The sequence below is a fragment of the Desulfobaccales bacterium genome, from assembly GCA_041648175.1.
Taxonomy (GTDB): domain Bacteria; phylum Desulfobacterota; class Desulfobaccia; order Desulfobaccales; family 0-14-0-80-60-11; genus 0-14-0-80-60-11.
In genome coordinates this window covers 25,653-40,309 of the sequence record JBAZPO010000008.1, presented here as the reverse complement: position 1 = coordinate 40,309, position 14,657 = coordinate 25,653, and the positions used below count along the sequence as shown (strand labels likewise).

General features: G+C 57.4%; 15 protein-coding genes. 1 reads left to right on the top strand and 14 read right to left on the bottom strand.

Going from position 1 to position 14,657, the window contains the following annotated elements; all coding sequences use genetic code 11:
- Positions 1–19: 19 nt before the first annotated feature.
- From WC600_09100 to WC600_09090, 3 genes are all read right to left on the bottom strand, one after another.
- Complete coding sequence (locus WC600_09100) at positions 20–1,864, bottom strand: ATP-binding protein (GenBank protein ID MFA4902889.1); 1,845 nt, start codon at positions 1,862–1,864, stop codon at positions 20–22.
- 90 nt (positions 1,865–1,954) lie between these two features.
- On the bottom strand, positions 1,955–2,761 hold the full coding sequence (gene mazG, locus WC600_09095) for a nucleoside triphosphate pyrophosphohydrolase (protein ID MFA4902888.1): 807 nt from the start codon (positions 2,759–2,761) through the stop codon (positions 1,955–1,957).
- A gap of 56 nt (positions 2,762–2,817) precedes the next feature.
- Entirely contained in the window at positions 2,818–3,429 is a 612-nt protein-coding gene (locus tag WC600_09090; protein MFA4902887.1) for a CvpA family protein, read from the bottom strand.
- A 252-nt stretch (positions 3,430–3,681) separates the two neighbouring features.
- On the opposite strand from WC600_09090, the gene WC600_09085 reads away from it, so the two are divergent.
- Complete coding sequence (locus tag WC600_09085; GenBank protein MFA4902886.1) at positions 3,682–3,936, top strand: BrnA antitoxin family protein; 255 nt, start codon at positions 3,682–3,684, stop codon at positions 3,934–3,936.
- Between the two features lie 116 nt (positions 3,937–4,052).
- Here WC600_09085 and WC600_09080 read toward each other — a convergent pair whose 3' ends face one another.
- The 11 genes from WC600_09080 to WC600_09030 form a co-directional block, all read right to left on the bottom strand.
- The gene (locus WC600_09080; protein MFA4902885.1) at positions 4,053–4,307 is read right to left on the bottom strand and encodes a hypothetical protein; all 255 of its coding nucleotides are present in this window, start codon (positions 4,305–4,307) and stop codon (positions 4,053–4,055) included.
- Complete coding sequence (locus WC600_09075; GenBank protein MFA4902884.1) at positions 4,304–4,567, bottom strand: hypothetical protein; 264 nt, start codon at positions 4,565–4,567, stop codon at positions 4,304–4,306. The genes WC600_09080 and WC600_09075 overlap by 4 nt, the downstream gene beginning before the upstream one ends.
- A gap of 67 nt (positions 4,568–4,634) precedes the next feature.
- Positions 4,635–4,988 carry a hypothetical protein gene (locus WC600_09070; GenBank protein MFA4902883.1) on the bottom strand — a complete coding sequence of 118 codons (354 nt, stop codon included), beginning with the start codon at positions 4,986–4,988 and terminating at the stop codon, positions 4,635–4,637.
- Between the two features lie 56 nt (positions 4,989–5,044).
- Entirely contained in the window at positions 5,045–5,374 is a 330-nt protein-coding gene (locus WC600_09065; protein ID MFA4902882.1) for a hypothetical protein, read from the bottom strand.
- 205 nt (positions 5,375–5,579) lie between these two features.
- Positions 5,580–6,635, bottom strand: a complete 1,056-nt coding sequence (locus tag WC600_09060) for a hypothetical protein (protein MFA4902881.1) — start codon at positions 6,633–6,635, stop codon at positions 5,580–5,582.
- Positions 6,636–6,698: 63 nt separating this feature from the next.
- Positions 6,699–8,168, bottom strand: coding sequence for a phage tail protein (locus WC600_09055; protein ID MFA4902880.1), 1,470 nt, complete (start codon positions 8,166–8,168; stop codon positions 6,699–6,701).
- A gap of 7 nt (positions 8,169–8,175) precedes the next feature.
- Positions 8,176–8,382 carry a hypothetical protein gene (locus tag WC600_09050; protein ID MFA4902879.1) on the bottom strand — a complete coding sequence of 69 codons (207 nt, stop codon included), beginning with the start codon at positions 8,380–8,382 and terminating at the stop codon, positions 8,176–8,178.
- A 12-nt stretch (positions 8,383–8,394) separates the two neighbouring features.
- Entirely contained in the window at positions 8,395–9,735 is a 1,341-nt protein-coding gene (locus WC600_09045) for a hypothetical protein (protein ID MFA4902878.1), read from the bottom strand.
- A 13-nt stretch (positions 9,736–9,748) separates the two neighbouring features.
- A complete protein-coding gene (locus WC600_09040) occupies positions 9,749–12,490 on the bottom strand; it encodes a LamG-like jellyroll fold domain-containing protein (protein ID MFA4902877.1) in 2,742 nt (913 codons plus the stop codon).
- A 55-nt stretch (positions 12,491–12,545) separates the two neighbouring features.
- Positions 12,546–14,222, bottom strand: coding sequence for a hypothetical protein (locus WC600_09035; GenBank protein ID MFA4902876.1), 1,677 nt, complete (start codon positions 14,220–14,222; stop codon positions 12,546–12,548).
- 69 nt (positions 14,223–14,291) lie between these two features.
- Positions 14,292–14,657 carry a hypothetical protein gene (locus WC600_09030; protein MFA4902875.1) on the bottom strand — a complete coding sequence of 122 codons (366 nt, stop codon included), beginning with the start codon at positions 14,655–14,657 and terminating at the stop codon, positions 14,292–14,294.

Sequence of the window (14,657 nt, the reverse complement as noted above, 5' to 3'; positions counted from 1 at the left end):
TTGGAGAACGGTTCCGAGGTTAGGCGAGCGCTTGCTCAGTGTTAGCCCCTTTTTGCGGCAATTTTACCATGAAGGTGCTACCGGACCCAGCCTGGCTGTCCACGGTGATGGTGCCGTGGTGATCGGTGATAATCTTGTTGATCACCGCCAATCCTAAGCCGGTGCCCTTATCCTTGGTAGTATAAAAAGGGTTGAAGATCTTTTCCAGGATGTCCTCGCTCATTCCCTTGCCCGTATCCTGGACGGCAAACCACACCTGGCCATCTTTGGCTCCGGAGCTCACCAGAATTTTGCCCTGGCCTTCGGTAGCTTCCACGGCATTCTTGACCAGGTTGAGCAGAACCTGCTTGATCTGGTTGGGATCGACCTCAATGGGCGGCAGGTTGGGGTCCAACCGATCTTCCAGGACCACCCCCTTTTCCTGGATAGCATCTCCCATCAAGGCCTTGACATCCCGGATCACCTCGTTGACATTAACTTCCTGTTTGGTGGGCAGGGCCGGACGCAAGAAATCCCGCAGTTCCCCCAGAAAAGACTCCAGGCGCCTGACTTCGGTCTGGATGATGCGCAATTTCTCCTGGGCCGCCGGGTCATCGGGGAGACGCCGCTCCACCTGGTGGGCCATCCCCCCGATGACCAATAAGGGATTCTTGATCTCATGACTGACATAAGCCGCGGCTTCTCCCACCGCGGCAAACCGTTCCGAGCGCAAGAGGCGCTCATGGGAATCCTGCAACTCCTGGGTCTTCAACTCCACCTGGCGGGTCAGGCTTTTATTCCAGAAAAAAGCGGTGCCGATGAGCGTCCCACTGGCCACCAACAAGACGATGAAGAAGAGGCCCACCAGAAATAATTCCTGGTGCATGACCTGTCCCACGCTCCCGGACACCTCAGCCACGGGGGCCACCACCGCCACCCCCCAGAGATTGTGCTTGGGGTCCTGGACTTCAGTGACGCCGGTGATCAGGCCCTTCTCAAATTTGATGGAGGTGTAGGCCACCAGCTTGGGAGTCTCTCCCAGGCGCTGGCGGTGCCAGCCGGAGGTGTATTCGCCCACACCTTCCTTGCCGGCCAGGATGTCAGCTTGAATCTCCCGGAGACCTTTAAATGTGATATCGGGATTGCGCTCTAGCCGAACCTTAATGGCATCTTTGCCGACAAAATTTTTCTCGAAGTGAGCCAGAAATACCCCATCCTGATCGATAATCCAGGCATAGCCGGTCTGGCCGGATTTAACATCGGAAACGACTTTTTCGCAGATGAAAAACGGGTTGATCAGAAACTCCAGCACTCCGGTTAATTGGGAATTTGGACCCGGCAAATAAAGGGGGGTCAAAAATCGCATAACCCTGCGGCCCTTCCAGGGAGAATCAGAGTCCACGTAGGTTTCGCTCAGGAACAGCTTGTCCCGGTTCGCCGGATTTTTGGCCCAGTCAAGAAAGACAGGGGGTAAGGCAAGGCTGCCGGGTTTAGATGGAGCAGGGGAAGTGCTGAAGACCTGCACCCCCACGCCGGCGGCGTTGTAGCGGCGGATCGCCAGGAGGCCAAACCGTTGATGCCGGGAAAATCGTTCATGCAAGGCGGCTGTCAACTCCTGGTCATCGGGTGAGACCATCTGGAACAGGCCCGCATAACCCATCAGGGCATTTTCCAGGAAGTCGAAATAGGACTCCACATTGTCGGCGATTTTGCGGGCCAAAAACAATTGCTGCTGGTTGAATTGTTCCTGGAGGGTGACTTCGACTTTACGGTTGAGTTGTTGCCAGAAGGTGTAAAAGAGAGTGGATAAGACAATGGTCCCGGCCACAATGACCACGATGGTCAGGCTCAGGCGAAAAACTCCCCGGGACCGGTTGGCTGGCATATCTCATTAAACCCTTAATTTTGTTGAATCTATCACTTTTTCTCTGGATTGACAAGGATTCTCGGAAAAAACCGCCCCAGGCCCCGAGTCTCACTTTGATCCGGTTTTCTCCTTTTTACAGGCCTCCCAAATGGCGTCCATCTCCTCCAGGGTGGCGGTTTCGGGAGTCTTGCCGGCCTTGGCCAAAGTTCGTTCCACTACGTTGAACCGCTTGATAAACTTATAAATGGTGCGCCTCAGGGCCCCCTCGGAGTCGACTTTCAGGAAACGGGCGACGTTGACCAGGGAGAACAGCAGGTCCCCCAATTCTTCCTCCCAGGCCGGATTGGCGGGCTGGGACAGGGCCTCCCGCAGTTCCTGCCATTCTTCCTCCACTTTCTCCAGGGCTCCTTTAATATCAGGCCAATCGAACCCCATGCGGGCCGCGGCTTCACCCAGCCGCTGGGCCTGGATCAGGGCCGGCAAGGCCGGAGAGACCTTACCCAGTGACGGAGGCGCCGGTTCCTTGCCTTCCCGGACCTTGGCCTCCCGCCAGATACGCCGCAAGTCCTCCTGGGTCTCGGCCGTGGCCTCCCCAAACACATGGGGATGGCGATTAATCATCTTGGCGGTGATCCCCGCGGTCACTTCCGTCAAGGAGAAATCACCCCGGTCCTGGTAGAGGTCACTCAAGAAGACCAGGTGCAGCAACAGGTCGCCCAGTTCTTCTTTAATTTTGAGAGGATCGCCGCTGTCCAGAGCCTCAATCAATTCATACGCTTCCTCAAGCAGATAGGTCTTTAACGTTTCCGGGGTCTGTTTAGCGTCCCAAGGGCAGCCCCCCGGAGCCCGCAACCGTTGCACAATGGCCACAAATTCATTCAGCGCCGCACCTGGATCGCGGTCTTTGCCGGTCATATCGATAGACTCCAGAAAGAGAGATTGTGAGATGGCTAACCCCCACGGCAGCCGACTCAGGCTCGGGACCACTTCCCCAATGATGGCCAGGGGGTAGCCGGGGGCTGGGGCGCGCCATCCTCCCGGGGTTTGAACTCTTCGGCCTGGTGTTTTTCCCGGGGCTGGCGCCATTCTTTTAGATAATCGTTGAGGCGCTGTTTGAACTCCGGCGGCAGCAGTCCCAAGGCTTGACGGGAGAATGACATAAGGTGGGGAGCCGCTACGGAACCTTGAAACAGGTGGGAGTTCTTGGGCAGCACTACCCCCAGGAACATCAGACCGAACCCCACCAACAGCGCCCCTTTGGCCAGAGCAAAAGTCCCACCCAGGAGCCGGTCAAAAAAATCCAGGTAGAGATGGTAAAGGACCCGTTGGAGAAAATGGGCCACTAACCGGGTGAGCCAATAAACGGCCACAAAGATCACGGCGAACGCGACCCAGCGGGCATAGAGGGGGTCGGTGATCCAGGGCCGGATTAACTCGGCCAGGCGGAGGTAGACATGGGCGGCCACCACCACGCCCCCCACGATCCCCACCAGGACCGCCACTTCTTGAAAGAAGCCTCGATAATAGCCCCGCAAGGTAATCAAGGCCAGAAGAACAATAATTCCCAAGTCTAAGAGGTTCATGCCCACCGTCCCTGTTATGCACAGGCCTATCAAAAAAACCAGTGACCGTCAAGGGCGGAGGGGGTTGGAGATAGCTGTCAGCTATCAGCCAAGACGGAGAGTTTGCAGAGGTGATCGGGAGAATGAGAAGCAGATTAAAGGATGGATCAAGCTATTTCCCGTTTGACAAAGGAATCAAGCGTACATATAAACGTGTACATAAAATGGAACCAACCAAGGCAGAAGGCTAAACTCGGAGGGAGATAAGCATTTATGAAAAAAGAATATGATTTTAGCCAGGGCAAACGTGGTCCAGTGGCGCCGGTGCAACCCGGCAAGACCCGCATCACTATCCGGATCGATACCGATACCTTGAACTGGTTCAGGGAGCAGGTGAATTCAAGAGGGGGCGGTAATTATCAGACTATGATGAATGATGCCTTGAGAGCCTATATCCAGCACCATGACAAAATGCTGGAAGAGACTTTGCGCAAGGTGATCCGGGAGGAATTGCAGGCGCAGGCATGAATCCCATAATTTTTATTCCCGGGGGGCTGTAACCACCCCAGGGAAGGACGGGGGACAAATGCCCCCGTCCCTTCCTATATGCCTTCTTTTCCCAGGAGAGGCTGCGGCCCCAAACATCATGGGGTGTGGCGTGCGACCCCAACGGCTGCGCCCAGCCGGCAGGGATGAGCGTAACGGCCCTGGGTTGCCTTGCCCAATTCTTCCCGGTCCCGGATCAGGTCCATTAACTGGCGGCTATGGTTGAGAAACCCCCCCAGGAGTTCCATGAAACCGGGGTCCTGGGCGTAGGCGTCCACTTTCTTGAGCCGGAGCAGGGTCAGGCAGGTCACGTGTAAATGGTTGACAAAATAGTCCACCCGATCTTCGGTCATCGCACTACCCTCCCCCGCATATCGTGGCCGTGGTAATTCAGAGCTTCCCACATGCCCTGGTGCTCCACTTCATGCTCAAAGCGGGGAACAAAACGCTCCCCCAGTTCCTGACGGCAAGTAAAGGTATGGTTGGCCAGGTCGTCCAGTTTTTTTTCCATGCGCACCAGCATACGCCATAGCAGCATGGCGCTCACCCCGGCAAAGATACCCAGCAGCGAAACCAAAGTCCCCACATGCGCACTGAGATCTTGATATTGCATAATATTATCCCGAAATCCGGTTGGGGGAGTGAGGGTGCCATGTCTTGTCCCTCCTCCGTTTCATTCCTTACCCGTTTCCGCCAACATTACCCTGGGTAACAGGCATAGCCCCAGCCAGCGCCGCCAGCCCCAGTGCGGGCGGTTTCGTTTCAGGCGCTTGTAAAGGATGCTGCATCTGAATAGCTGCCGTGACTAAGTTGCTGACCCCATCCAGAATAGATTGCGGCCCGCTTTTGGTGACGGCAGATCGGAGTGCCGCCAAACCTCCTCCGCCCACAATCGGGAGTAGGATGTCATAAAGGTCAGTTGTGATATAGCCGAGATTACGAGCTACTGAGAGCCCTATCAGGGCTGCAGCACAGACATAAGTCTTCCAGCCATTCAGAGTAAACGATGGTATGGTTATAGTAACTGGGGTCATAAACCACCTCTTTTTTGGCCCTGAGACCATGGACTCAGACCAGGGCGAAATTGACATTAAACCACCGTGTTATCGACCTGCGCCCGCCATTCGTACAAACCAAAAGCCGGGACATTAACGGCTACAACTTGTTCGGAACCGGCAGGGTAGCTTCCTGGAAACTGCACCATCACGCCATTTTCGATGGCCTCTCCCTTCTTGCAAAACTGCACAAGGATATCGACCAAAGGAGTAGTGAGGGCGCCTTGGTCGATGTCGTTTGTCGGCATGGTCACTTTCATGGTGCCGGCAAGACCGTTCCAAGTGATGCCCGCAATGGTAGGGGAGAGAGGAATCCCTGGTTTAGGGCCGTTTTCCATCGTGTTGGTCCAGTCAGATTTAGGCATGATAGTGCTCCTCTAATTGGTTTGATTAATTTCAGCCCTTTTAAGATCACGAAAGGCGTCTTGACTTTGAATGTCTAGCTCCATTGGATTGTCATCGTTTAAAAGTTATCGGTAGAAAATTATGCCCACGGATTAATACTGGCCGGTATGGATAACCCACATACCGACACTGCGGTGATCTAGGTTTTCTTACCATCCAGCCTCATCATTCCCCCCAGCCCGTGATTTTGACCGCCTGATTGGCGGTATTATCATTAGTGAGGTAAACTCGCCCGCCGTCCAAGACCCGTAAGGCAAAGGCGAAAGCTCCTCGCGCTCCCTGGAAATCGGTGGCCGGCGGGTTGCCATGGACCACCAGGGCCGGAGTGCTGCCGTCATAGGATACGGCCAGCTTCACGTCGTATCCGCCTGCCGCTGCGGCATAACCTTCCAACCGGCAGGCCGTGGGCGGCGCCACCAGCCCCAGATCCACGGGGGTGTAGCCATTAATGGGTCCGGCCACCAACTGCCGGGAACTGGCATAACTGGTGCGCCCCGCATCCTGGTAAAAGGGCACCAGGTTGCCGGTGGCATCGTTAAAGACCATCCCTAAATACCGGAAATTAGTGGCCGGCAAAATGATGCCCCAATCTCCCTGAGCCAGGGTCAGAGCGGCACCGCCGTAGGTAATGGTCCCGGCAGTGGCATTGTCGCCATTATTGGCGGTGAGGACTCGGATCAGGCCCCGAGAAGCGCCGCTGAGGACCAGAAGACAGCCCCCCACCAATTCATTGGCGGTAAACCCGTAACCGATGTTGGCCCCGTTGGGATTGTCCCTCAAGGTGATTACCTGGCTGGCCTGAGAAGCCACCCGGATCACCGGCATGGCCTTCAGGGTAAACAGAGTGTCAGTGGGTCCCGCCAGGGCATAGACCGCGTACCACTGGTTGGACTTCTCACTGCCCCAGAGATTCCCGGCGGTGGCCAGATTGAGGCTCGCGGGCGCCGCATTCTCCCGGTAGCGGCCATCGCTCAAGCCCCCATCCACCCACTGGCCCCGGGTCAGGGGGGAAGGAAAGCCGGACATCATGACCCGGACCTTGCAATCCGGCGTAGCATTGACCCGAACGGTGGCGCTGTCCACAAATTCCACTCCGGGTCCCCGGGTGAGTTCGAAGGCCTCCAACACCGCCTGCTCGATCTCGGCGAAATCGCCTTTCAAAATAACCTGGCGGCCGGTGCCGCTGCCCCATTTGGTCTGGGGAAGGTGAATCAGAGACATGGATTAACCTCGCTTTTACCTGATTGGAATATGGCGGGAAGAGGGTTTCGACTCTTCCCGGAATTACCCGGCCTCGGCCCGGAAGGCCCAATTATCGTCAAAGGAACTGGCCACGTCGATGGCCCAGTCGTCAGATGCTCCTCCTGGGGCGTCCACGGCCCAGACCCAGGATGTTTTCAGGGGCCGGTCCAGACTCAGACGCATCGACCGCCCCGCCAGGTCCAGGTCTTTGCCGGTTACGGTAAATTCATCCTGGTCCAAGCCATGAAAGTCAGAGGTCAGCGCCACGGTATCGCCCAGTTCCAGACGTACCCCTTCCAGCCAGGTTTCCACCTCGGCCTGCTCCCGGGGGGCCGCCAGGCGCGCCAGTAGCCGGGAAGCCAGGAGTTGGGCCACCTCCGGATCTTCCAGGACCACCGGCGAACCATAACGGCAATCAAGATCCAGAGTTTGTTCGCCCCAGGAGTTGATGGTCGCATCCTCCCGGACCTCAGCATATTTGGTATTGTCCTGGTCGTAGTTGGCATAAAGCACCCGCACCAGGTTTTTGGGGCCGGCCTGTTCATAGGCCAGGGTAAGAGAGCGGATCTGTGAGGCGGTCAACCCTACCAGATGGTCCTGCAGGATAAAGTCCAGCAGGCTCTGCCACCAGGCCCAGTCCCCGGAGCCCTTGCCATGCTCCAAGGCCGCACCCGCCATGGCCACAACTGCCTCCAGGGTGCCCATCTGGCGCGTGGCCAGGTAGTTGGGGGCGTTGTCCCAAACATCCACGGCCTCGCTATAGTAAAAGGGGATCAGGTCGGTGTTCAGGACGTTAGGCTTTTCATCTCCCGCATGGGCGAAAACCCAGGCCATCAAGGCGTCAAAATGCTCCCGGTCTTCGGGCAGAGACGGGAAGAGATAAGCCTGCCCCGCCGCGCCCCGGGCCGCAATGCCAAAGGCCCGGATGGCCAGGGCATTGAGCCAGGCATAGTGATAGTCGCTCTTATAGCCACCGAACTCCGGGTCCCAACGGTTCTCCCGCAGATCATCCAGAAGCCGCCGGGCCCAGGTGGCGGCGCGGTTATCGCCGTTGCGCAGATAGATCCATAGACATCCCAGGGCAACGGACGCAGCCATCCCCGGATCGTAGGCTCCATAGGTGAAGCCATACTCCGAAAAGAGGGTGGGAATCTTCCAGCCGTTGCCGTCAGGCGCGCCATAGGTGTCGATCCAGGTGACCCAGTTCGTCAGGATCTCCCCTGCCGCGCCGTTGCCGGTCACGAAGAAATATTCCGCCAGACGCAGGAAGGCCCAATACTGGCCCAGGCCGTTTCCCACCTCCGGATACGCCGAGCCGTTCATCTGGCCCTGGATGATTTGCCACCGGTCCGCCACTTCCGAGGCCGACATGGCCCGGCCTTTGTGCACGGCAGCATAATCCAGAGATCCATTGAGAAAAGCTCCCGTATCGATCCGTCCCACTCTGAAAAGAGGTCGGGAAGCCGAACCGTACTTATTCCCCGCTCCATATTGGAAAGTGCCGTATTTCATCGAAGCGTCAATCCTGGGGGAAAATATTTAGTTGGGGCACGTTCCCTCGTGCCGTTATCAATACCGCCACCTCAAGACAACAGCGTTCATCCTGCAAGGCCTGGTTAATCTTGGCCTCACAGCGTTTCACCCGCTCTTGCTTCTCCTGCTCGATCAGGGCCTTGGCTTGGGCGGTACTCAAGTCCTTTTCCTCAAGAGTTTCTTGTAAGGCCATAGACAATCTCCTTTACGAACTCGTGATGGTTTCCCAGGCGGCTCCGGTATAAACACAGAGCTTGTTTAAGGTTGAGTCATAAACCACCAGCCCCGCCGGAGGGGTGCCGATGGCATTTTTTTGTGCCGTGGCCATGGCCGGTGGCAGAAAGCCCTTAGTGGTGCTGGATAGGTGCAACAGGGCCGCGGCGCTGGGACTTGTTGTGCCGATGCCGACGCTACCGGCAAAATATCCCCCTCCAAGATTCGTCACATTGAATTTGCTCAGGCTCCCAACTTGAGCATCAATAAGGTATTGTGCCCCGCTCCCCACTGCAGTTTCAATGCGATTGATAAATAAATCCGTATTCGCAGCAGTTCCTGAAGTCTGATTATAGACTGGTGTAATAGCTAACTGCCTAAAGATCCCGCCAGTACCAGTTATATAAGCGTATCCTATGGTCTCGCCGATCTGCAGCAATTGAAATGTTCCCGATGCATCAGCCTTATGACCGGTGTAGCGTATCCTCATCCCAGACGCATTAGTTCCTTTATCAGCCTGAACTTCAAAGGTTGTATTGGGAGACAAACGTCTAAAGCCGTTTACAGCAATTCCCCCACCACCAATCAATGCTTGTTGGGTGCCGCCGCAGTATACAGCGATACCAGCATCTACAGTGCCAGCATAAACTCCATAAAGGCCGGTTCTATAGGCTCCGAGCTCAAAAGCAAGGGGCAAGTTGGTCGCATCACCAGCAGGCAGTTTTAAACTGCCGCTCCCGAGTTCTAAGGCATAACCCGGACTTGTCGTGCCGATGCCGACTTTGCCGTTGAGGATCGTGCAACCCGTTCCAGAGGGTGTTAAAACGATGTTCTGGTTTAAGCCCCCGGCATTTAATCCCAAAGCCCCGGCACTCGTTAAAGAGGCTGCGATCAGGGCCGCAAAGCTGGGGGAAGAAGCCGTGGTGAGGCCCGCCACATCGGCCTGGCCAATGGCCAGGAGCGATTTAACCTGAGCAACCGACAATGCCAGGGGCGTCGCCGGATCTGCGGTGTTATTCCCGAGAAGGCTGTTGGCTGCCAGATTCGCCATCTTGGCAAGACTAATAACCCCCGCCTGAATCGTGGCCCCGGCGCTTCCCGGGCCAGAAGCCGCTACATCACCCGTGAGGGCCGTGATGTAGCTTCCAGACACTTGATAAGCGCTATGGACGTGACCAGGATTGTCGCTGGCGGGATTTTTCACGAGGTAATCAAGACTGGTAGTGACCAGGGAACCGTCAATGCCTACCTTGGCTTCCAGGGTATTGAGGTGGTCCGCCATTACATCGGTTATGCCGTCAACGGCGTTGGTTAAGTTAGTAGGAAAAGCCATGAGTTACCTCCTATTAAATGCTGCTATAAAAACTGGGCGTGCCAATGTCGGCCTGTCCTGAATGGTTGCCGTCAAGGTAAAGGTCCAAGAGATTCCCGGTTCGGGTGACGACGAGGTGGTGATAATTACTGTCGGTTATGGCGCCGGCTAAAGGGATATCAAAGCAGTTTACTCCGTCAGTGGAATAGCTTAGATAGATCAGATCGTTATCTGATTTATAGAAGCGCCAGCTTCGTTGATTGTTGGCTTGATCCCAAAGGGCCATGACACTCATCGTGGTACCCAGACTATTGAACTTGACTACTGCCTCCATGGTGAAATCACGATCTTCCAGTTGAAAATCAGCGTCTGGATCGAGATATGCGTGCTGGCCGCTGCCGTCAAAGCTCAGGGCAGTGTTCCCTGGCTGGCAGATACCAACGGTATAGGTGGGGTTGTCGGCAGACCACGTGAGATTATGGTCTTTTCCGGAGGCGTCTATAAGGCCTGCATTGAAATGCCACATGCCTGCCACTTTGCCGAAATCCCGGTAGCGCGGCCACCAGGAAAACTGGAGAAAATCTTCCCCGCCACACAGGGCGATGTTTTCCACGTCATTGCGGGTGTGGACCGGCATAATGGGGCCCGGCGCCCCGCCGTAACGCCGGGTATATTCTGCTTGGGCGTCTTCGTGAACCTGGAGATAGGTTTGGGTCAGAGCCGGCGCTCCCACCAAATGAGGGGCCAGGGGTTGGACGTAATGCACCAGGGTCGGTCCCCGCCAGGGGTTCTGCCCATGAGCAGTCAGAGAGATGGCCAGCCGGGGGGCATAGGGGTAAGGGTCCACCGCGCTCAGGTTGAGGGCCACGCCATCCAGCCACCATTCGTGCTCCGTCAGGCCCTGCTGCTCCATTTTGAATTCCAGCACCTTGAGGCGCGTTGTCGCGGCGAAGGTCACGTGGTCATCGAACTTGAGGTCGGTAAAGGAAATCGCCCCATTACTAGGGGGAGAGGAGGGGATGCCGAGGTCCACAACCTGGATGGGATGGGTGAGGGGGCTAACCCCCGACTCCAGCGGCATCTCGTCCAGATTCACGGTCACCCGTTGCCAGGCGTTGACCTGGACTGGAACATCCCGATAAAAATAGCTCCCCCGAGCATCCTTAACTTTGACCCGGATGGTGAGGGTGCTGACTCCCGTCACTTCCGGTTTGATGAGAAAGTTGACGTTCACATGGCCGGTAGAAGTGCAACGTGAGGTATCGAGGCCGGTCCACAGCCCAAACGCGGTAACATAGGGAGACAGGCCCCAGGTGACGTACCGCTGGGTATAAAAGGTCTCATCCAGGATTACCTCGGTTGCTTCCCGGGTCCCCACGGTGATGTCGGTAACCCCCGCCTGGGTGGCGGAGTACCAGGGCGCCCACATGGCCTGGAGCCGGTCGGCGTCATCGATGATATTGTCGACGCGCCAGAACTGGCTGAACGGCAGGTCAAAGGCGGTCGCCTCGGTAAAGCGGTCCGGAATGGCATGGACATAGGTATGTTGGGGGGTGAAAGGGGCCGGATCATCCGGGTCGGCATCGTTCAGCGTCACCAACAGGCGCCGGGGATGAATGGCGGGCTCGCCCCCCCAGAAATTCCAGAGGTCTCCGGCTACCAGGTCGTTGCCCCCTCCGCCCTCCCAAGCCACGGCAAGTTGTTCTTCCAGCGTTACCGGGTGCTGCCGGTCGCCACTTACCAAGCCGCTGGCAACCCAGGTGACCCCGCCGTCCTTGGACCAACGGAAAGTAGCCGAGCCCACCTCTCCCGTAGTCTGGATCTCCACCGCAAATTGCCGCTTCTCCTGCTTGGTGTAGTCTCCCAGGAGCACCAGAACGGCGCTGCCGCTGCCATTTTTTGTGACATTATGCAGGTGGCAGGTGTCGGCGTTGCCCTGTACGGTAAAAGTGAGACGGTCCATGGCCTTGAAAGGATTGCCGGTCAGAGACCAATCCAGGCCATAGCCAAACCAGGCTGCGTCCTGCGTGGTGGGCAGCGTTGCCCGGACATGGAGCGCCCGTCCGCTTTGGCTCGGAGCCAGCTCGCTTTGAAAGGCCTGAAAGGCGCCCGCCCCGGTGGTGGCGCCGCGATAGAGTAAGTGTGCGCCCCGGTCCCACTGCTGCCGTTCAAAGTCATCATGCATCAGAGGGGAAGTGCGGGACTCCTCCCGAGCCTGAAAGGCATCCCAGAGGAACTGGATCAACGGGCCATAATTCTGCCCTCGCTCTCTTCCCGCCAGGTGCAGCAAGACCATCAGGTCCAGCATCCGGTCCACCGCGAAATCGTAGGTGTAATCGTCCCGGGCCCGGTAGGCCCGGCGAATGCACGGGTAATCATTCAGCGGTTCATATTTGCGCGATTGCTCCCCGGTCAAATAGATGTAATAAAGCTGCACCGGGGTTCCGGCCGGCAGCGCCGTCCCCAGGGTGACCGTGGTCAGGTCTCCATCATTGGCAAAAGAGCCGCCGCTGTAATAGTTGGTGACGTCCCCGCTCAAGGGGTCGGCCCAGAACCCCTCATAAGGAAACAGGGTATCCACCGGCCAGACCCCCCGTATCCAGTAAACCTGGCCGCCCCCGGGGTTGGGAGCGGTGATCGCCACCCGGCCATCCGCCTGGACCGTGGCCACGGCTTGATTCCAGTTGCCGGCCACCGCCTCCTGAAGCGGGGTCCCTCCCATATTGTCGAAGACCCAATTAAACTGTGAGGCCCGGGTCCATTGCACGCGTCCCATGGTCATCCCTTTGATGTAGGGTGCGCACTGCGCACCATTAACTTCTGCTTACTGCTCACTGCTCACCCAGATACGCCCTGATCTTGATTTCCCCGAAATCGATCCAGAGATCAAAGAGGCACCGCCGGACGATTTCCCGGATGGCCTGAGCCGCGGTGACATTTTCAAACCTCACCCCGATGGTGTATTCCGGGGTAAGGCTCTTAGCCAGGGCAAAAGAGTCCTGGTTGATGGCCGGGCTCAGGCCCACTTCCGCCAGGATGTCGGTTACAATATCCACCGGATGGGTGGTGTGACCCATGACCACCCGGGCTTGTACCTGGACGTTCTTGCCGCTCACCTGGATTAAGCCGGTGCCGGCATCCGCAGTTACCCGGTCGTCGTCTATCTCTCCGTCGAGATAGACCGTGGCAATTGCTTCAAAGGGGGCCCCAAAGACCTGATAGCAGTAAACCTGGGGAACCGCCGTAAAGCTCCAGCGATCTCCCGCAGCCAGGTCCTGCCCCACTCCCGACGTCCAATAAACCGATAGGCCGTCCTCCAACTGCATCGGTGCATCCGGCCCGCCGGCGACCAATCCTGTTTTTTGCCAGCTCTGCCCCTGGTCGTGGGACCACCGGAACGTGGCGCTTCCCACCTCGCCGCCAGCGTCCACTTCCAGGACATAGTCTTGAGGGTAATCTCCCCGGTAGGCCCCCAGGAGATGCAGGAAGGCACTGCCGCTGCCTGTCCAGGTTATCTCGCTCGTCGCTGCGGGAATCACCCGGATCATCTCTCCCTGGGTCAGGTAGGTGCCCCGCATAAATGGCCGTCGTGCTCCCGTGCCGTCGGGTGCGCCCACCATCCGATTGAGCCCCGCCGCCACCCAATCCTGGCTTTCCAGACGGACCCGATGCTGTTGCCTCCAGCCGTGGGCCATGCCGGCCAGGCTCTGTACCACCCCCTGGTAGAGTTGCTGCCAGGCCACTGTGCCGTCGGCCAGTTCCCAGCCATGGTACAGGGTCAGTTGCGTTTGGGTCAGATCCTGCCCTTGGAGATAGGCGTTGCCGGGCCGGTTCAACCATTGCCCCAGCCGGTTATCCAGAACCAGGACGTGGTCGGCGGCTCTCAGTTCACTGAAGTCCCGGGCCAATTCCACCTGCAAACCGCCCGGATCAATGATTTCCTGCTCCGGTAAAGTGAGCCGTCCCTCCAGGCTGAATCCGGTCAAACATCCCGGCCCGTCCGAGGCGTAGGACTCAAAACCTCCGTCCGGGGAAAGGTCTGCGGCATAGGCCGAAAAGTCATCTATCTGTCCGGCAACATCCAAGGCCCAGGCCCGGATGGTTTCCTGAAGGTTAACGTTCACCTGAAAATACGGGGCGAGCGCAAGTTCTTGTCCGGGCGCTAAGGAGACAAAAGGCGCCTGGGTTAAGCCGTCCGGGGTCGCCCCGCTGCGGAACCCGATCTCCAGATCCATATGCCCCGTCGCCGTCTCCCAGGACGGCGCCGCCTTGTCCAGGTAGGGCGAAAAGGCCTGGATTACCGGAGAAGTCCAGGCGCCGGAGGTATAGTAACCGTCACCCATCGCCAGGCTTCCCGACTCTCCGCCATAGACGGTCTGGATAAACTCTCCGGAGCCTGGGGCCAGTCCGTAGTCCAGCCCGAAGGGGGAGAGAACCGCCTTGACTCGAGGTCTGGCGCCCCGGTAACGAGCTTCTTCCTGCAGGTATTCCGCTCCAGCTTGCCGCATGGTTTCTCTCTTTTCAGAGCAATTAATATTAGAAAGAAAAGTTTTAACTGCTCACTGCTCACTGCTCATTTAAACTTCTTCCAAAATCATGCTCCCGGACCAGAAGCCGGGAGAGACCTCCCGGAAGTCCAGGTCATTGGTCCAGACTCCGGTAAAAGACTTGGACCCGGTCCCATCCCGGAAAAAATCGATATCAGTTTGGGCCTGCTTGATAGCTATGAGGGCATCCTTCTGGGTTGCGGAAATGAACTGGAACTGCAAGACCCAGCGCTGCTTCAACCCCCGGAGGTAACTTCTCATGGTGCCGTCCAGGGCCCGTTCCCGGTCGGTTTCATCCTGGGCCAGTTCCTGATAATCCCAGGTGAAGTTGACCGGCAAGGTATAGCTCTGGCGGCTGCTTCCTGTCGGGGTCCATTCCATTCTGGCGTTTGCCAT